The organism is Acidovorax sp. LjRoot66 (assembly GCF_964253305.1).
Classification (GTDB): Bacteria; Pseudomonadota; Gammaproteobacteria; order Burkholderiales; family Burkholderiaceae_C; genus Acidovorax.
On sequence record NZ_CAXUQU020000001.1, the window covers coordinates 4,724,290 to 4,741,207 of the forward strand.

Here is a 16,918-nt window from a genome sequence, read left to right on the forward strand (position 1 = left end):
ACCTGTGCGGGAACTCGCGCCCCGCCCTGCGCTCACACGGCGATGCACACCCCCACGCCAGCGCCCACCACCACCGCCTTGCCCCGGCGCACCGTCGCCGCTGCCCTGGTAGTCGCCCCCGCGCTCTGGCTGGGCGCCCGGGCCCAACCGGCTGCGGCACGCACAGCCACCCCATCGCAGACCGAGGGGCCCTTCTATCCCATTCGCCTGCCTGGCGATGCCGACAACGATCTGCTGCGCAACGGCAAGCTCAGCTACCGCGGCGGCCAGCCCGCCTGGGTCGAGGGCACGGTGACCGACCTGGCCGGCAAGCCCGTGCGCGGCGCGCAAGTCGAAATCTGGCAGTGCGATGAACACGGCCACTACCACCACCCGGGCGACGGCGACAAGGCCGACGCGGCCTTCCAGGGCTTTGGCAAGGTGACCGTGGGGGCCGACGGCAGCTACCGCTTTCGCACCATCCGCCCCGTGCCCTACAGCGGACGCACGCCGCATGTGCACTTCAAGGTGCGCCTGGGCTCGCGCGAGCTGCTGACCACGCAGCTCTACGTGGCCGGCGATGCGGGCAATGCACGCGATTTTCTGTGGCGCAACCTGTCCGAGGCGGGGCGCGATGCCCTCACCGTTCCGTTCACGCGCGGCGCGGACGGGCTGCAGGCGCGTTTTCCCATTGTGGTGGCGGGCTGAGACAGGCTCGCGCGGGACCGGCGAGACCCAAGTGAAGTAGCATAGAGAACGATTTGGAGCCCCCTATGAAAACCCTGCCCCCCATCAGCGAAGAGTCCATGCTGCGCCTGGAAGCCCGCATACCAGTGCTGGCGGGAAGCGCTTTTCAGAAGGCATATCTACAGGCCCTCACGACGACCGGCAAAGTGATAGAGGCGCGCAATGGGCAGCTGATTGAAACCACCGCGGAGGGGGCGGTGCGCGTGATTCGCAACATTTCCAAACCCATGGCCGTCGCAATCGGCTCGACACGGGTGCGGGCACGCAAGGCATGACGGCGCAGGTTCCGCGCCTGCGCATGTTTGCAGGGCCGAATGGCTCTGGGAAAAGCACCATCAAGGACATGCTGCCAGCCCAGTGGCTCGGCGTCTACGTCAACGCCGATGAGATCGAAAAATCCATTCGCACGAACGGATACATGGATCTGGCCGAATTCATGGTCAGTGCCGATGAATCCGAGCTCCTGGCTTTTCTTCGTGCGTCGACCCTCCTGAGCAACGCAGGACTGCTCCGGTCAGCCCAGCAGCTGACATTGGAGGATCGCAGGATCGTATTCGGCCCGGTTGCCGTGAATTCCTACTTCGCATCGGTGTTGGCAGATTTCGTCCGGCACAAATTGCTCAAAGCACAGACGTCGTTCACGTTTGAAACCGTCATGTCTTCACCGGACAAGATCGAATTTCTGCGAAAAGCACAGCAAGCCGGTTACCGCACCTATCTCTATTTCGTGGCAACGGAAGACCCAGACATCAATGTGGCCCGTGTTCAGTACCGCGTGCAGACAGGCGGACATCCTGTTGCCGAAGACAAGATTCGCAGCAGGTACGTGCGGTGCCTTGAGTTGCTCTCAGACGCAGTATCCAGTGCAGACCGGGCGTACATTTTTGACAACTCCGGGGCTGAGCGTGTCTGGATCGCTGAAGTGATCACCACCGGCTCAGACACGATGCACAGCGCACAAATCGAACTCAAGACCGACGAAATGCCCGCCTGGTTCAAAACAGCACTGTGGGACCAGTTCGAGTAGACCGTTCAGCGCCAGCCTTGTAAAACCCCACCGCCAGCGGTAAAGCACCATGCACCCATGGTGCAGTTCGCCCGGGTTCACGCAGACACCATCGGTGGTGAAACCCGCGTCGCCCCAGCAATCGATGTGCTGCCGCGCACTTGGAGCCTGCTTACGCACTTTCCGCACCACGTTGTCAGGCGCTGCGGTCCACCGGTAGCGCCAGCAGCACCGAGGTATGGGTCTTGGTGACCCCTTAGCCGCAGATAAACCCCTGCGCCTCCAGCCTTGTCAGGCGGGCCTCCACCGTCGTGCGGGCAATGCCCATCTTGCGCGCCAGATTGGCCGTGCTTCCGACTTCCTGGTCAATCGCTTCGGCCAGGCGTACCAGCAATCCCGGCAGGTCGAGTTGATCGGCCGAGCGCCAGCGGTGCGGACAGGGCCGGTGCCACGCGCCGCGGCTCTCAGGTGCTCACGTGCTCCAGGTGCTCATGCGCCCACCATAGCCCGCCGCACTACCTTCTGCGCGGAGGCCTGCGTGACGGTGAAGGCCAGCGTTCCATAGTGCGCGCCCCAGGCGCCCGAGGCACTGGGGCTGCGGGTGCCCAGAAAGACGTCCACCACCTCCTGCGTGCTGTGGCGCAGCAGCTCAGCGCCTTGCAGCACGCGCGCCACCGCTTCGGTCATGGGGCGGGCGAGAAACTCGTCATCCACCGCCCCGCGCACCAGTCGCCCGGTGTGCTGGACCAGGGCGTCGAAGCGCGCATCCTGCCCGGCCAGGGGCCTGACTTCATCGAACAGGGCGTCGATGGTGCGCGAGTCCTTGGCCATGGCGCGGCGCACGTCCATGCACATCATGTTGGCCGTGCCCTCCCACACGCTGTTGAGCGGCGCTTCGCGGTACAGCCGCGCCATCGGGTTTTCTTCGATGAAGCCATTGCCGCCATGGCACTGCAGCGCCTCGTAGGCGATGGACGGTGCCCGCGAGCAGTTGAAGAACTTGGCCGCCGGGGTGGCCACGCGGGCCAGCAGCCGCTCATGTTCGCTGGCCCCCATCCGATCGGTGGCCTGGGCCACGCGCAAGGCCATCAGCGTGGTCGCTTCGACCTCCACCGCCATGTCGGCCAGCACGTTGGCCATCATCGGCCGCTCGGCAATGGGCGTGCCGAAGGCGCTGCGGGTGCTGGTGTGCTGAAGCGCCAGGGTCAGTGACTGGCGCATGAGGCCCGCCGAGCCGATCGCGAAATCGAGCCGCGTCAGGTGCGCATGGGACAGGATCTCGCGGATGCCACGGCCCTCTTCGCCGACCAGGATGGCCAGCGTTCCCGCGTACTCCACTTCGCTGGAGGCATTGGATCGGTTGCCCGCCTTGTCCTTGAGCCGTTGCACGAAGAACCGGTTGTAGCTTCCATCGGGCAGCGTGCGCGGCAAAAAGAAGCAGGTCACCTCCCCCGCAACCTTGGCCAGCGTGAAGAAGCCGTCGGACTGCGGCACGGAGCAAAACCACTTATGGCCGGTCAACTCGTACCAGCGTGCCGTGGCGCCGTGGTAGTCGCCCGCATGCGAGTACTGCGCCGTGGTCTGCGTCTCGCGCAGGTCCGAGCCGCCCTGCTTCTCGGTCATGGCATAGCCCACCACCACGGACGGCTTGTCGCCCACCTCACGGCGGCTGAATTCGTAGGCCGTGCCCTTGGACTTTTCGGCCCAGATGGCCAGGGCCGGCTCGGCCGCAAAGCCGGCATGCGAGGCGTAGGCCATGCCGGTCGGGCAGGCGGTGCCCTGCTCGACCTGGTTCCAGAGATAGGACAGCACAGCGCGGGCGTAGTGGCCGCTCTTCTCGGAGGTGCGCCAGGCCAGGTTGGGCACCTCGTGCTTCCACGCCAGGGCCATCAGCTCGTGCCAACTGGGGTGAAAATCCACCCAGTCGATGCGGTTGCCAAAGCGGTCGTGCGTCTTGAGTTCGGGTGTGTGGCGGTTGGCCAGGCGCGCCAGCTCCTGCACCTGCTCGTCCCCCACCAACGCGCCCAGGGCTTCGCAGCGGCCTGCAGCCCACGGGGCCTCGCGCTCGATGGCCGCGCGCAGCACCGTGTCGCCGGTGAAGGCATTGAAGCCGCTGGCGGGCCGCGCCTGGTTGAGCACCGTGTGGGTGCCGTAGCGCTCGGCGGGCGATGCTTCGAGGATGCCGGGCGGATGGGGCTTGTTCATGGTGTTGTCTCCAGGGGTTGGTTATCGAACCGTGGCCGGGGGAATGGCCGCACTGGTGCAGGCCACGCTGGTGCAGGCCAGGCTGGCGATCTGGCCGGCGAGCAGGGCCACCCCCTGCCGGTAGCTGTCCGTGTCCTGGTGCTGCTGGCGGCTGAGCGGCGACAGCGGGCCGATCAGCCCCTCCATGAACCCGCCCACGATGACAGACGCGGCGATGTCGGGCTGCACGTCAGCCCGCATCTCCTGCGCCACTTGCCCCGCTGCGATGATGGAGCGCACCACCTCGCTGATGGCGGCCCGGTAGGTCAGCCGGGCCTCATCGATCTCGCGGTCGCAGGGCTCTGCGATCAGCGCATAGGCCAGGCGCGGGTTGCGCATGGCCCGCCGCACAAAGGTCTCCACCGCCGAATGCAGCCGCGCCACGGCCGTGCCGTCCGATCTGGCGATCTCGGTCAGCACATCGACCTCGCGCTGGGACACGGCCGACAGCACCTCGGCAAACAGCTCGGCCTTGGACGGGAAATAGCGGTAGACCGTGCCCGTGGCGATGCCGGCCGCCGCCGCCACGCTGGCCACCTGCGCCTCCTTCCAGCCACCCTCGCTCACCAGGGTGCGCGCGGCTTGGAGGATGCGGCTGCGGTTGTCTTGCAGGCGGGCTTCCACAGCGGGGGTCTGGCGGTAGGCCATGAAGAAATGAACTCCAGTTCAGCAATGAAGTGAATTCTAGTTCAGTCTTTTTGTTTTGCACAAGGACAAGAGTCGTCTGCCCTCACAAGGGCCCTCCATGAACCTGTGCGCTGGATTCGCGTGGATCTATGACAATTCCAGAATTGTCCTACCCTGGTTCGCCAGTCGAGTGGCGGTTCACCTGAACAACGTGCCGTCCAGCGCAATCCGCACGGTGCGCACCGTGAGCACGGCCAGCGCCAGGCTCAGCGCGCCCAGCAGCACGATGGCGACCACCCACAGCGGCCCGCTCGCGCGCCATTCCGCATACTTCAGCGCCGCATTCGCCAGCGCCGCCATGGGGAAGCTGATGGCCCACCAGCCGGGCGTGAACGGAACGCCGCGCCGAAACACCTTGGGTGCCACCACGGCGAACATGAACAGCCCCACATAGAACAGCATGCCGGCAAACCGGTCGATGCCGCCAGCCAGGTTGGCATACGCCAGAAAGCCCACGGCAAACGGCGCCACCAGGATCATCAGCGAGGGAGCCATGGCCGGAGGCAGCGGCTCGCGGTGCACCAGCCGGCCGATGATCAGCGTGAGCAACACCAGGGCCAGCACGGTGCCGACAGCGCCGGCCAGCAGGTTGACCTCGCCCGCCCAGGCCATGGGCATGTGCCCGCCAGTCACCGGGATGTCGAGCGTGGCCACGCACGGCACGATCCAGGCCGGCACGGCCAGCGATGCGTCCACCTGCCCCTTGAGCAGGCGCGCGACGGCGATGAAGCACAGTGCCAGCGTGGCCACCACGCCCACCGTCCAGATGCCTTGCGCAGCGGGCGCACTGTAGGGCTCGACCACGGCAGAAAGCAGCAGCACCGAGATGGCGATGGTGCCGAAGAAGTTGCCCGCCACCGGGTGGTTGAACTCGGCGCGCACCGCGTCGGGGTGCCGGGCGATCTTGGCCAGGTAGCCCGCCGACAGGAGCACGAAGACCAGGAGCGCGAACCCGCCAATGGCCTCACCGATCACGGCCGGTGCGCCCAGGCTGCCGTGCGCCAACCGCCAGGCCAGCGCCAGGCCACTGAGGCCCATGACCGAGGCGAACAGGTTGACGGGCAGGTTGCGCACCGAGGCTTCGGTGCGCGGGTGAAGTGCCGATGGGGAGGGATGGATGGACGCGGTTTGCATGGCAGGCTCGCTTGGCAGAATTTGCATGGATAGGTAGTTTCTGCCAAACTGGCGCAGCCGTCCCAGGCAAGGCACGGCGTTTTCTGCCAATCACCGGGCCCCCACTGCCATGCGCGTTGCCATCCTCGCCTTTCCCCGCTTTCAGCTGCTCGACGTGGCCGGCCCGGCGGATGTGTTTGCCGAAGCGGCACGCCAGCTCGGCCAGCCGCGCGCCTACCAGGTGCAGGTGCTCAGCGCGACCGAAGGCCCGCTGCGCAGCAGCAGCGGCCTGCGCATGGCGGTGGATGCCACCGTGGCCACGCACCGCGGTGCCATCGACACACTGCTGGTGGCCGGCAGCCCCAACCTCGACGACATGGCGGCCGACGAGCACCTGCAAAACTGGCTGCGCCGCCGTGCAAGCACCGTGCGGCGCTATGGCTCGGTGTGCACCGGCGCCTTCGTGCTGGCCGCCACCGGCCTGCTCGACGGCAAGCGCGTGGCCACGCACTGGAACTCCACCGCCCGCCTGAGCGCCGCGTACCCGCAGGCCTGCGTCGAGGCCGACGCCATCTACGTGAAGGACGGCAGGCTCTTCACCTCCGCCGGGGTCACCGCAGGCATGGACCTGGCCCTGGCGATGGTGGAGGAAGACCATGGCCGCGATCTCGCGCTGCGGGTGGCGCGCGAGCTGGTGATGTTTCTCAAGCGCCCCGGTGGGCAAAGCCAGTTCAGCGCCCACCTGGCGGCGCAGACGGCCGAGCGCAGCAGCGTGCGCGCGCTGCAGGACCATATCCTCGCCAACCTGAAAAGCGACCTCTCCGTGCCCGCCCTGGCGGCGCACGCCGGCATGAGCGAGCGCAGCTTTGCCCGCACCTTTCGCAGCGAGGCGGGCACCACGCCTGCGGAGTTTGTCGAGAACGCGCGTATCGATGCCGCGCGCCGCCTGGCCGAGGAATCGGACCTGCCCGCCAAGCGCCTGGCCGATGCCGTGGGCTACGCCAACGTGGACGGGTTTCGCCGGGCGTTCACGCGCCGGCTGGGGGTGGGCCTGGTGGAGTACCGCAGGCGGTTTGCGGGGTGAAAGCGGTCAACCCGGTGAGCTATGCCACCGAGCCCCGCGGCAAAGCGCGCAGCGCCTCGGCCACCTTGTCGCCCCAGTCCGCGCTCCAGTCCGGGTGGATTTTGGCGTACTCCGCAGCCACGCGTTCGAGGGTGCTGTCGCCGGCAAGCCAGGCCAGGGCCAAGGTGAGCCGGCTCGGGCGCAGCACGCCGGGCTTCTCGTCCGGGTGCAGTGCCGCGTGCAGCACGTCGTTGGCCGTGGTGCAGGCGTCCAGCGTGGGCAGGATCTCGTCGTCCAGGTATTCGAACAGGCCATCGATCAGCCGGTCCACGTACTCGGCATTGCGCAGGGCGCCGCCAATGCTCAGCGGCTCGTTGCCTGAATCGCGCATGAAGGCGGCCATGCCACGGTACTCGCGGCCGCGCACCTGGATCTGCTTGACGCCGCCGCAGGCCTCGCGCACGGCGTCGGGCAGGTCCGGCAAAACGGCCGCCACCACGCTGCACGACAGGCGGTCCTGAAAGGCAGAAAAACTGATCTCTATGCTCTGCGTGCCCACCGGCACCTTGCGCTCGGCCACCAGGGGAATCGCGTCGCGCACCAGTTCGCCTCGGCTGAGGCCAAAGCCCAGCGACTCGAAACGCGGCCGCCACGCCGCCTCGCAGCGCTCCAGCACCGCCTCGCGCTCTGCCGGGCCGATGCGGGGCGGCGGCATTGTGCCATCGCCCCAGTCCATGCGCGCAATGCCGTCGAAAGTGAGCACATAGCCAAACGGCAGGTACAGGCGCGCGGCCTGGTCGTCGTACACGCTCAGACCGAGCGACGTGGCGCTTTGCACCAGCACCTGCGGGAAATTGTCGGGCCCGTCGAACAGCAGGCCATAGGTGCGCTCCCGGTGCTCGGGGTCCATGGGGGATTCGATCCACTCCATGGGCGTGCCCAGCGCCGCCATGCGCGATTCGACCTCATCGTGCAGGCGCTGCCATTTTGCGGAGCGGGGCGACGGCCGATCGGAAAGGTACTCGTGCAAACGATCCGCCGCCGTCAGGCTGGCCGGTTCGGGGTGCTCCCAAAGGTGGACCACGTAGCTCATCGGATATGCCTCCACTGCAACAGCGATGCGCCGCATTGTGCGTGAAGGCTGCCGCAACCTTCCACCCGCCCTGTGGCCCCCGGCGAGACATGCATGACAATTTGAAAATTGTCATGCATTGGCACGGAGCTGGACGGGTCTAGGGCTGCGGGGAAAAACAGGCGCAGTGCCGTGGCGACGGGCGGCATGCCAACCCGCCAGCCCGCACGCTAACGCGGGGCGTAGCACTGGCCAGCAGCGATGGCCGCCGTGACCACCGGCTCCAGGCTGGCGGCAGTGGAGAAGGTCGACAGCGTTGCCGGGTCGTCCAGCAGGCACAGGTGATTGGCCTTGCGCACCAGCGCCACACGCGTCCAAACCGGGGCCAGCAAATGGCCGTATGGGAAGGCTTGGGTGTTGCCCCAGAACACCGCCAGGCCTGCCCCGAACTCCGAGCGTTGCGGCTGGAACCAGAAGGTGCGGCTCAAGGCACCCGGGGTCGCGACACCCACGCCATTGCATTGCCCATTGGGGTAGTTCACCGTGCCCACGGCCACGTCAACTGACGACCAACCCTCGCCCCGAACTGAAAGGCGCCACAGGTCTCGCACGCCGCTACCGGCCGAGGCCTGGCACCGGTCCTGCTGCCATTCGCCTACCGGCAGCGTGGCCAGAGGTGCACACTGCACCGCCACCGAGTTCACAGCGGCAGCGGCCACCACGCCAGAACCATTGCGGACCACGCAGCCCGAGCCAACGGGGGCCGTCTTCACGGTCACCGAGTAGCTTGCACCGTTCGCCAGCGGCCTGGCGAAGGTGAACGCACCGTCGGCAGCAACGGCAAGGTCTTCACCGCCCGCAGTGGTGAGCACCACGGCCTGGCCACCGTGCACGCCGCTCACAGTGCCACCCAGCGTGAAGCCAGCCCTCACGCTCACGCAGTCGACCCGCACGTTCGTGGGCGTTGCCGCCAGGGTGCCCGTGCCCTGCCCCACGGTGCATTGCTGGCCGGCGGGCTGGGTCTTGACGGTAACGGCATACGAAGCACCAGACGCGACTGGCTGCGCAAAGGCAAATGCACCGTTGGCGCTGAGTGCCAGGTCATCACCGCCGTTGTTCTGCAAGACGAGGGACTTGCCCTGCTCCAGGCCGGACAGCACCCCGGATACAGAACCCAGGCCGCCGGAGGGATCGTCCCCACCCCCGCCGCATGCCGCGAGCACGCAGGCCGACAGGGCGCACAGCGCGGTGAGGGAAAGACGCGCAGGGGCGTGCTGGATCATGGGAGGCAGAGTCAAATGCATGAAGCGTTGTCTATTTGGGTGGGTGAAGGGCGAAACGAAGATACCGACCGCGCTCATTCGTCCATTCAGCAACGGTTCGCCGCGCGCAGCAAGGCGTTGCACGACGCGGGAGCGGGGGTAGTAGCAGCGCCACCACCGCCCTGCCCTGCCATGGCCGTGCAGATCGCATCCGACTGCGGCGTCTGGCCGAACGTCATCGCCTTGGTGAACTGCGAGGGCGAATACATGTAGCAGGAATAGCTGGCGCCCTCGCGCGTGCGAACGCGGTAGTTGATGCGGCCGTTGCTGCCTTCTTCCTTCTGCTGGTCGCTGATGGTGAAGGTGCCGACTTCGCGGCCAATGGCCTGCGACGTGCGCTGCTCGATGCCTTGCTGCGTGACGGTGGTGCTGCAGCCGCACAGGACCAGTAGGGATGCGGCGCACGCAGAGGAAATTCGCGGAAAGGTCATGGGCATGGTTTGGGGGTAGAGATGGAGAATGGCCGGTTGTATTGCGCATTGCCCTGCGCGAGCGAGGGCAACACGGCCTGGGCCATTGTGGAAGCGCATCGCGGGCTCGGGAACCCTACTGAGGTATGGGTTCCATTGGTGGGTAGGCTCCGCGCTGAAGATCGTGCGCGATGCCCCCGGCTGCACACTGGTGGCGATTTGCTGACGGCCGGCGCCCACGTTCGCGCCTACCTACAACCCAATGGCCATGCCTAACGCCCACAGGCTGCTGGCGGCGCGCCTGGCCCCCGCCGACCTGGACCGCCTGACCATGGCCCTGCAGGCCGACGACGCCCTGGCAGGCGCAGACGTGCTGGCGCTGGCAACCGAGTGAAAGGAATTCAGCAGCCGTTTTCGCCGCCATGGCGCGGCAGCTGCGCGCGGGCGCGGTGTTCGACGGGCGCAACCAGTACCGGCCGGAGACGGTGCGGGGGCATGGATTGGGGTATTGGGGGGTGGGGAGAGAGGTTCGATTGAGCTACTCAAAGGGTGGATGGCGTACGCAATCAAACAAGCCCCATGTCCACATCCAGTCTCGCGCTCATATATTTAGCATAATTATTCTTGTGTCTTGCAGATGGGTATTGCTCAAATCATCCGGATGTTGTTGCGGCCTGCCGCTGAACGTCCTTTCGGCAGCGCCCGATGGGTTCATGTTTGATGGCCAGCACCGGGATGTACTAGCCCCGTGATCCTTTAACGATTCACTTAAAAGTCACGGCGTTTGGAAGCTAAACGACGGCTTATACGACGTTATGCACGAGCGAACCAGTTGTCTGCTGCTGGAGCCGTTTTTGTGGGCACCATGTTATTCTTGATGACCTTGCGTTGAGATGGCAGCATCAACCAAAAAGTCAGTGAAATTGCACGTATCCTCGAGCGAGCGCAAGCAAGAGCGCGGATCGTCAACGCCATCGCTCAAGAACAGCGTCAAAAGGCTTGAAAGAAATTCAACCCAGACTCGGAGGGATCACTGCGATGGCAACAGAAATTCTGCTTGGGCCCGTGCTTTCATTTCGGGGTGCCTTCAAAGGAAAGTGGAAAGTAAGTGCGCTTATCGGAATTGATGAGCGCAGCAATGCACCCAAACTCACAGTCGATGGGAAGGCAGTCTCAAAAAGCACAGTGTTGCTCAAGCACGGCGGACGCCAATACCTACGCTACGACCTGACAACGAACCAAGGGACTCAAGAACGCAAGGTTAAGTACACGATTGGAGGCGTAGACGAAGCATGGCACTTCACTGTGCCGGGAAAGGACTATGCGCCTCGTATTGCGTATGTGTCGTGCAATGGCTTTTCGGATCCCAGCAGTATCCGAAAGTTGATCAAGGGCGAGAACGCTGTCTGGGCGGATCTGCTGTGCAACCACGACAAGCAAGTGCGACCTGCTAGTTACATGCTCGACAAGGAGCAACTTTGGCATGAGTCGCGGACTCACGACAAGAATCTACAGCGTTTTCACCTACTGCTGATGGGTGGAGATCAGATCTACTTTGACTCTATATGGGAAGATGTCAAAGAACTCAAAGGCTGGATCGGTCTGCCTAGAGAGAAGCAATTGGTATTCGCCGTCAGTTCCGAGCTTGAGGCGAGTATTGAAGACTACTACCTCAGGCTGTATGCCGACAGATGGCTGCCTAAAGAGCGAGGCGCTTGGGAAGCAAAGACGAAACCGCTTGATGCGGCGCAGGCCATGGCGCGGACTCCAACAGTGATGATGTGGGATGACCATGATATCTTTGATGGGTGGGGTTCTTACAGCTGCGAGATGCAGCACAGTCCGTTGTTTAAGCGACTCTTTTATCATGCACGACGAGCATTCTGGGTATTCCAGATGCAACACGTTGCTGAGAACCTCCCCGAGCTGGAGCCGATGGACGACGTGCACGTCAGAGCGAATGACCCGCTCTACAAGAAGATTGAGTGGTCGAAAGCACTTAAAGGCGATGCTCTGGCGTTGCCCCTATTGGATCAACAACCCGGATTCACTTTCGCACACGCTGTTGGCCCGATACAGCTGCTGGTTGCCGATCTGCGGACAGAACGCTCACACGAGCAGGTGTTGGGGCCTGAGACGTGGAAAGCGCTGAAGGCGTGGCTCAAACAAGTTCCAGAGAACAGGCGCAAACATCCAGGGAACGGATGCCAGCACCTGCTGTTCATGTCATCCGTCCCGGTCATACACCCGAAGCTATCGCTGGCGGAGGCTTTCCTGGACAACTTCGGCTCCGATCACGTTCTGGATAGCAGTGCAGATGATCTGAAAGATCACTGGACTCACGACGACCATGAGGGCGAACGTCTGCGCCTACTCGAGACCCTGTTCGCAACCGCAAAGGCTAAACAGCTGAGAGTCGCCATCGTCTCTGGAGACGTGCATGTGGCAGCACATGGGGTTGCCTACCGGAAAGATGTGGGTCCACAAGACAACTGGGCGCAGATCCAGCAATTCACATCAACCGCCGTGATCCACCCATCGCTGGTCTCAGTGGCCGAGCGACTATTTCTTCACGTCCTCGATAGCGTGGGCAGGATTACGCAGAACTTGGACATAAACACCAGTGCAGAGATGCTGATTTTTCCTCAATCGAATCGGCGTGTCTTGGCTGCGCGAAACTGGCTGGCGATAGAGTTGGATATTGGTTCGGCCAACGCCGCAGGCTCTAAGCTCTGGGCAACTTGGCGATGCGAAATGAAAGATGGAACGTCGAATCATTTGATAGCGGTCGAACCAACGAGTACTTAGGAGCAGCAGTGGCTACATTGCCTGAAATCGTATTTGCGGCTGCGCGCAAGAATTTAGGCTTAAGAGGTCTATTGCAAGATTCGGCTATCAATTTCACTCATAATTTCAAAAAGATACTTGTCGCATATTTCGGCGTATTCAAGCGTGGTGTAGATATCCTTGGTGCCGCATAATTTACTACGAAGAAAACTTGGATGTCATGAACTTTTCAATTATTTAGCAGCGGAGCGCTGGCAAATAGACAGCAACCACAAAGGAATTTCGTCGTAGCTGCCAACATATCTCGGGGCAATACCGTTGTTCTTCCATTTCTCCGTAACGTACGAATCTTCACTTCTAACGGTGGGTCGCACGCCCCAAAATATACTGCCATCAATTGTCGCTGGATGAATAGCTTTGACTTCATCAAGTAAGCTCATTAGACGCATATCATCCCCCGAAAGTCCAATAAATACAGGGAACGTTTTGCTCCAGATTTCCTGCATAGTTCTATTCCACGCATCAGGCCTGCCAATTACATTTGTGTAATCCGTTGTGGTGAAAATAATGTTAGTCATCCCAACTTCCGAGTTCATAGGCAAAAGCCCATGCGGATGAAGAACGAGCATATCAGCACTAGTCAACCATGCAGGCATCTTTGTTTCAGAGCGAACAACAAATCCCAAGAGTTTTAAATAATTCTCAAGAATATCGTCGAAATTAAAATTTACAACAGCTCCACCACTACCTTTTAGCGAACTCGTCAGAAAAGCAGCGACCGCCTGAAGGAGATCGCTACTAAGCAAAAATTTTGGATTATTGTTTACCACTTCGTAAAGGGCGCTTCTTACAGCCTTCGCAAAAAGTGCTCTGTCCCGCCCAAATTTTTGAACAAATAATCTATCCGACTCTTGTTCCAATGTGATTGCCTGAATCGGTTTCTCGGCACCAGACGACTCTCTAATTCTCTTTACCAGGTCGCCCCAGCTCGGTAGGTTGAAACCCATCGATGCTCCAGCTCCCAAGACTGTAGATGTACTTCCTGCTCGAAGCTTCAGAGCCAAATATTCATCCAAGTTTTTCTCATCGCGCCAGAAGTCTTCGGTGGCATGTAGACTTACTGTGGTTCCCATGTTCTCCCCCTTCGCCATTCAATATATTGATTATTTCTGAAGAAACCCGTCAATGCATCAAGTAGGTTAAGTTGAGCAGGGTTCCGAAAATGAAAATCCAGCCCTCCAGTTGCATTTATTGACATAACTTCTTTATCAACATTCGGGTCACGCAGCGTCAAGCGATTTACCGAAATCTGATTCAAAGAATACCGAAAGAGCTCCGCCTCTGCTATATCATCACCGAAAAATGAAACGTTGCGAAGCGCGCGTGCATAGCCCTCTACGGCGCCATAGACAGCGCCTAATGTATAACGGCGACCCAAGCTCTTTCCGTTTTCATCAAGAGGAGGTAACACAAGATCTCGAGCCGCTCTGTCTACCAATACCCGAGGCGAGTCGACTAAGTTTTCAATTTCTGCAAATTCAATTAAAAAATTTACGAAGTTTGAATCGGTTGATGCAATGATATATCTATCATCTGACACGCGACAAAGGAAGGGGTAAATAAAATTCCCATACTCGTCCGGCTCATCACCAGACGAAAGTGCGCGCGGGAAAGAAATCCAAAAGGATTTCCATTTTGTCCCGCTGATATCATTGAGCCTTGCAGGTTCACGATTTCCCGCTATCCTTTGAAGCACTTCGTCGATGCCACCTTCCAAGCGGATACGGCATAGGCGCCCAGCAAAGACAGCTTTAGGCAGTGGTGGATTCGAAAGTTTCATTCGGGTCCTGCATAAACGCAATTTTGGTCAATAACCAAAGCGATTTGGAACGGTCGCCGCGGCGGTCCGTGCAATATTGACCCATAAATCGCATGGGATTCCATATCTGCTGGTAATCAAATTTTAAAGACTGCAGTTGCCGATATGCTCCGCCTGTTTCCGGATATTCCTTCTCCAGACGCGCGTTGATCGTTCTATTTGCAAAAAAGGTTTTTGCGATCCGAACGAGAAGCGCCCGCGATTTGATCATTTCTATTATGGAAGCTCGGTTTTTTTTGATCATCCCTATCGCATCGTCGAGATAAACCGCATGGTCCATATCCCCCCTGAGCTCGATGAGAAGGTCGGTCAATCTATTTATGGTTGCCTCAATTCCATTTTCATGATTGATTTTTTCGCTTAACATTGCACAAGCACTACGAATCAAATAGCTTTGAATTCGCTCCTTGATATTTGGGATGACATCCCAGCTAGACCAAATCGATTTTATATAGCGGACTTCATCCTGCCGATAGAAAAATTGATAATCGAGAATGTGGGTAAGCATTTCATTAACTTCCCTTCCATGTGAACCAGCTAATTCATCCCATGTTTTTTCACTTAGAGCTGCGTCAGCAGGCGTTCCAGAGTGCTCCCGATCCAGTAAGCTGTATGTGAAGTAGAACGCCAGCTTTAAATCATCCAGCACAGTACTTATGTTTTTTCCTTCAGCAATTTCGCTCATCCGAGCCATTCCCACTGTATCGGAAGGATGGGGAAATATTACAGAGAGTACGCCGTTGATCCATACATGCGCTATCTCATGACTCAGCGTCATCGGAGTCCATCCGTACGCGTTGCACGCAGAAATTACCTCTAGGGGAGCGGAAAGAGAAAAATTAGTGCTCCTAAAACCATCGCGACCACTAAAGCACACTATAAGCGGTAACCTCTCTTTTTTCGACGATTCCTGCTTAAGCGCCTTGGCCTCTCTCTTGACCAAAGTTTCTTTCATCAATAATTCTGCATCCAACCAGTCGCCAGGTCGATTGACGCTTCGCCGGAATAACGAAACCCAACTCTTAGGAAGTTTTTCTTCGTCGAGCTCGTCGAGCAGGTCGATCCAATCTACATCGCCCACTGCAATTTCCGTAAATCTGCGAATATTTACCAACGCCTGAGTAGCCAGACCAATGCCAAGCAGTGAATTCGACCAAAAATGGCATTCAGTTGCGGAGATTGGGGATACACCTGAAAAGGCTTGCGATGTGAATCTCGACAATGCCGCATTCACGTTTACCAGCCAAGAGAGCTTTGTATTGTCGCCTTCACCATCCGCCTCTTCCATCTTAGCGTGAAAGGCGCTCATGAAAAGTTGTAAGTCATCAGCCACCATCGGATAGTAGTGTGATGCTTTAGCAATAGAAGCTGCAAATAAAGTGCAGTTTTCTTCTTCAGCAGACTTGAGCCCTTGAGATACCTTAGCTCGTCGGACCGCATTTCTAGCGCTTTGGACCTTGGGGTTTCCAAAGACTTGCCGCGCTATTTTTCCCGTCTGGAGGTGCCAGCATTCCCAGTTTAGGCTATCCGCCCCATTGATCAATTCGTGAATCGCCTCGACCTGTGAATCCGATGAACAAACCGCAATAATATTGTATGTTCCAAGAGTGGCATAAAATGGAACGTCTATTTGCCATACTGCCGGGTCCAACGGACCTAAGAAAAACAAGTAAACGTCAGGTAACTTGGTCCATTCAGGGTAAACATACTTTTCAAATGGAAAAATGGGACTCGACCTAGTGGTCCAGTCCCATTTAGCGACGGCATCATCCGTGGAAGCAACCAGATCTACATACAATGACTCAAGATCGTCACCGCGGCGAAGCAGGAGATGGGCCTGTTCGCCCGTCAACGTACTCACGCAGCTTCGTCGGAAAAGTAACCAACGAGCGAACCGGAAACAGGGTCAACCCGAGCCATAAGTTTGCGCCTTGGAACATCAACTTTACGAACTGCAGAGCGAGCGTCTGTGCGTTCATACGGATAGGTCGTAGGTGGACCCGCGAAGTCCTTCGCAGAATCGTCGAAATGTCCCGCCGTTCTCTCGGAACCGAAGGCTTCCTGAAATCTCAGTGCACGACCGAGCTGGCTGTGAATTTTGAGCATGTACTCCGCCTCTTAAGGTACCGGCGTCCTGCGATTGGGACGCTTAGCCCTAAATTATCGCATCTTCATCCCTTTCCAGCAAGCCGGGGATTGCATCGCCGAAAAGTCCCATTTGCACGGGCGAAGCGTGCTTGGCGGTCCACTTGGAGGCGCTCGAGTAGGTCTGCAGAGAGTGCGCCAAGCTCGCTTCGATTGCTGTTGTAACCCAGCTCAGGACCACCGCACCCAACAGGTCGTGCGGCCAGTGGCCTGCGGTTGAGCGTCACGAACTCTCTCCCGATGAGTGTAGTGCCCGTGCCATCGTTCGTCTAAGCCCGTGGCAGCGAGCATCCGCTTTCATCCGGCGCTCCTGGGCGGCATGCACAGGTGTTGGCAACAGAATGGATCGTAGGAAAGATGGCAACTAGACTGACTTCCTAAATCGATAACGCCAACCTTTGATCGCGCTCAGAGTGCTCAGAGTGCTCACAGGAATTTAACATAATCTAAATTACTCAATCAAG

16 protein-coding genes are annotated in these 16,918 nt (G+C 59.9%); 6 read left to right on the forward strand and 10 right to left on the reverse strand.

Annotated features, from left to right (window positions below; translation table 11 throughout):
- Positions 1-42 precede the first annotated feature (42 nt).
- From ACSQ3Y_RS22175 to ACSQ3Y_RS22185, 3 genes are all read left to right on the forward strand, one after another.
- Positions 43-687 (forward strand): intradiol ring-cleavage dioxygenase, encoded by a 645-nt coding sequence (locus ACSQ3Y_RS22175; protein ID WP_436178905.1) that lies wholly within the window; start codon positions 43-45, stop codon positions 685-687.
- Positions 688-752: 65 nt separating this feature from the next.
- Positions 753-1,001, forward strand: coding sequence for a hypothetical protein (locus tag ACSQ3Y_RS22180; RefSeq protein WP_436178906.1), 249 nt, complete (start codon positions 753-755; stop codon positions 999-1,001).
- Positions 998-1,753, forward strand: coding sequence for a zeta toxin family protein (locus ACSQ3Y_RS22185; RefSeq protein WP_436178907.1), 756 nt, complete (start codon positions 998-1,000; stop codon positions 1,751-1,753). The genes ACSQ3Y_RS22180 and ACSQ3Y_RS22185 overlap by 4 nt, the downstream gene beginning before the upstream one ends.
- A gap of 235 nt (positions 1,754-1,988) precedes the next feature.
- Here the strand turns inward: ACSQ3Y_RS22185 and ACSQ3Y_RS22190 are convergent, their stop codons facing one another.
- The 4 genes from ACSQ3Y_RS22190 to ACSQ3Y_RS22205 all read right to left on the reverse strand — a co-directional run bounded on the left by ACSQ3Y_RS22190 (position 1,989) and on the right by ACSQ3Y_RS22205 (position 5,797).
- The gene (locus ACSQ3Y_RS22190; protein WP_436178908.1) at positions 1,989-2,126 is read right to left on the reverse strand and encodes a winged helix-turn-helix transcriptional regulator; all 138 of its coding nucleotides are present in this window, start codon (positions 2,124-2,126) and stop codon (positions 1,989-1,991) included.
- Positions 2,127-2,221: 95 nt separating this feature from the next.
- The gene (locus ACSQ3Y_RS22195) at positions 2,222-3,937 is read right to left on the reverse strand and encodes an acyl-CoA dehydrogenase family protein (RefSeq protein ID WP_436178909.1); all 1,716 of its coding nucleotides are present in this window, start codon (positions 3,935-3,937) and stop codon (positions 2,222-2,224) included.
- A 21-nt stretch (positions 3,938-3,958) separates the two neighbouring features.
- Positions 3,959-4,624 (reverse strand): TetR/AcrR family transcriptional regulator, encoded by a 666-nt coding sequence (locus ACSQ3Y_RS22200; RefSeq protein ID WP_436178910.1) that lies wholly within the window; start codon positions 4,622-4,624, stop codon positions 3,959-3,961.
- A gap of 177 nt (positions 4,625-4,801) precedes the next feature.
- A complete protein-coding gene (locus ACSQ3Y_RS22205; RefSeq protein ID WP_436178911.1) occupies positions 4,802-5,797 on the reverse strand; it encodes an SLAC1 anion channel family protein in 996 nt (331 codons plus the stop codon).
- Positions 5,798-5,906: 109 nt separating this feature from the next.
- Here ACSQ3Y_RS22205 and ACSQ3Y_RS22210 point away from each other — a divergent pair, with 109 nt between their 5' ends.
- Positions 5,907-6,860, forward strand: coding sequence for a GlxA family transcriptional regulator (locus ACSQ3Y_RS22210; protein WP_436178912.1), 954 nt, complete (start codon positions 5,907-5,909; stop codon positions 6,858-6,860).
- A 19-nt stretch (positions 6,861-6,879) separates the two neighbouring features.
- On the opposite strand, the gene ACSQ3Y_RS22215 is transcribed toward ACSQ3Y_RS22210, so the two are convergent.
- The 3 genes from ACSQ3Y_RS22215 to ACSQ3Y_RS22225 form a co-directional block, all read right to left on the reverse strand.
- The gene (locus ACSQ3Y_RS22215) at positions 6,880-7,932 is read right to left on the reverse strand and encodes a hypothetical protein (protein WP_436178913.1); all 1,053 of its coding nucleotides are present in this window, start codon (positions 7,930-7,932) and stop codon (positions 6,880-6,882) included.
- A gap of 209 nt (positions 7,933-8,141) precedes the next feature.
- Complete coding sequence (locus ACSQ3Y_RS22220; RefSeq protein ID WP_436178914.1) at positions 8,142-9,194, reverse strand: hypothetical protein; 1,053 nt, start codon at positions 9,192-9,194, stop codon at positions 8,142-8,144.
- A gap of 86 nt (positions 9,195-9,280) precedes the next feature.
- The gene (locus ACSQ3Y_RS22225) at positions 9,281-9,664 is read right to left on the reverse strand and encodes a hypothetical protein (protein ID WP_436178915.1); all 384 of its coding nucleotides are present in this window, start codon (positions 9,662-9,664) and stop codon (positions 9,281-9,283) included.
- A gap of 247 nt (positions 9,665-9,911) precedes the next feature.
- Between ACSQ3Y_RS22225 and ACSQ3Y_RS22230 the strand changes: the two genes are divergently transcribed.
- A complete protein-coding gene (locus ACSQ3Y_RS22230) occupies positions 9,912-10,037 on the forward strand; it encodes a hypothetical protein (protein ID WP_436178916.1) in 126 nt (41 codons plus the stop codon).
- A 644-nt stretch (positions 10,038-10,681) separates the two neighbouring features.
- Positions 10,682-12,451, forward strand: a complete 1,770-nt coding sequence (locus ACSQ3Y_RS22235) for an alkaline phosphatase D family protein (protein WP_436178917.1) — start codon at positions 10,682-10,684, stop codon at positions 12,449-12,451.
- Positions 12,452-12,663: 212 nt separating this feature from the next.
- Here the strand turns inward: ACSQ3Y_RS22235 and ACSQ3Y_RS22240 are convergent, their stop codons facing one another.
- Genes ACSQ3Y_RS22240 through ACSQ3Y_RS22250 form a run of 3 tightly spaced genes read right to left on the reverse strand, consistent with a single transcriptional unit; the run spans position 12,664 to position 16,170 of the window.
- On the reverse strand, positions 12,664-13,563 hold the full coding sequence (locus ACSQ3Y_RS22240) for an SIR2 family protein (RefSeq protein ID WP_436178918.1): 900 nt from the start codon (positions 13,561-13,563) through the stop codon (positions 12,664-12,666).
- Positions 13,548-14,270 carry a hypothetical protein gene (locus ACSQ3Y_RS22245; protein WP_436178919.1) on the reverse strand — a complete coding sequence of 241 codons (723 nt, stop codon included), beginning with the start codon at positions 14,268-14,270 and terminating at the stop codon, positions 13,548-13,550. The genes ACSQ3Y_RS22240 and ACSQ3Y_RS22245 overlap by 16 nt, the downstream gene beginning before the upstream one ends.
- Positions 14,242-16,170 carry a hypothetical protein gene (locus ACSQ3Y_RS22250; RefSeq protein ID WP_436178920.1) on the reverse strand — a complete coding sequence of 643 codons (1,929 nt, stop codon included), beginning with the start codon at positions 16,168-16,170 and terminating at the stop codon, positions 14,242-14,244. Before ACSQ3Y_RS22250 ends, ACSQ3Y_RS22245 begins: the two co-directional genes overlap by 29 nt.
- Between the last annotated feature and the right edge of the window lie 748 nt (positions 16,171-16,918).

Bases quoted from the DNA above. Each gene is read 5' to 3' on its own strand.
- ACSQ3Y_RS22230 (WP_436178916.1), top strand. From the start codon at position 9,912: ATGCCTAACGCCCACAGGCTGCTGGCGGCGCGCCTGGCCCCCGCCGAC.
- ACSQ3Y_RS22210 (WP_436178912.1), top strand. From the start codon at position 5,907: ATGCGCGTTGCCATCCTCGCCTTTCCCCGCTTTCAGCTGCTCGACGTG.
- ACSQ3Y_RS22205 (WP_436178911.1), bottom strand. From the start codon at position 5,797: ATGCAAACCGCGTCCATCCATCCCTCCCCATCGGCACTTCACCCGCGC.
- ACSQ3Y_RS22180 (WP_436178906.1), top strand. From the start codon at position 753: ATGAAAACCCTGCCCCCCATCAGCGAAGAGTCCATGCTGCGCCTGGAA.
- ACSQ3Y_RS22200 (WP_436178910.1), bottom strand. From the start codon at position 4,624: ATGGCCTACCGCCAGACCCCCGCTGTGGAAGCCCGCCTGCAAGACAAC.
- ACSQ3Y_RS22245 (WP_436178919.1), bottom strand. From the start codon at position 14,270: ATGAAACTTTCGAATCCACCACTGCCTAAAGCTGTCTTTGCTGGGCGC.
- ACSQ3Y_RS22195 (WP_436178909.1), bottom strand. From the start codon at position 3,937: ATGAACAAGCCCCATCCGCCCGGCATCCTCGAAGCATCGCCCGCCGAG.
- ACSQ3Y_RS22215 (WP_436178913.1), bottom strand. From the start codon at position 7,932: ATGAGCTACGTGGTCCACCTTTGGGAGCACCCCGAACCGGCCAGCCTG.
- ACSQ3Y_RS22175 (WP_436178905.1), top strand. From the start codon at position 43: ATGCACACCCCCACGCCAGCGCCCACCACCACCGCCTTGCCCCGGCGC.
- ACSQ3Y_RS22185 (WP_436178907.1), top strand. From the start codon at position 998: ATGACGGCGCAGGTTCCGCGCCTGCGCATGTTTGCAGGGCCGAATGGC.
- ACSQ3Y_RS22240 (WP_436178918.1), bottom strand. From the start codon at position 13,563: ATGGGAACCACAGTAAGTCTACATGCCACCGAAGACTTCTGGCGCGAT.
- ACSQ3Y_RS22235 (WP_436178917.1), top strand. From the start codon at position 10,682: ATGGCAACAGAAATTCTGCTTGGGCCCGTGCTTTCATTTCGGGGTGCC.
- ACSQ3Y_RS22220 (WP_436178914.1), bottom strand. From the start codon at position 9,194: ATGATCCAGCACGCCCCTGCGCGTCTTTCCCTCACCGCGCTGTGCGCC.
- ACSQ3Y_RS22225 (WP_436178915.1), bottom strand. From the start codon at position 9,664: ATGACCTTTCCGCGAATTTCCTCTGCGTGCGCCGCATCCCTACTGGTC.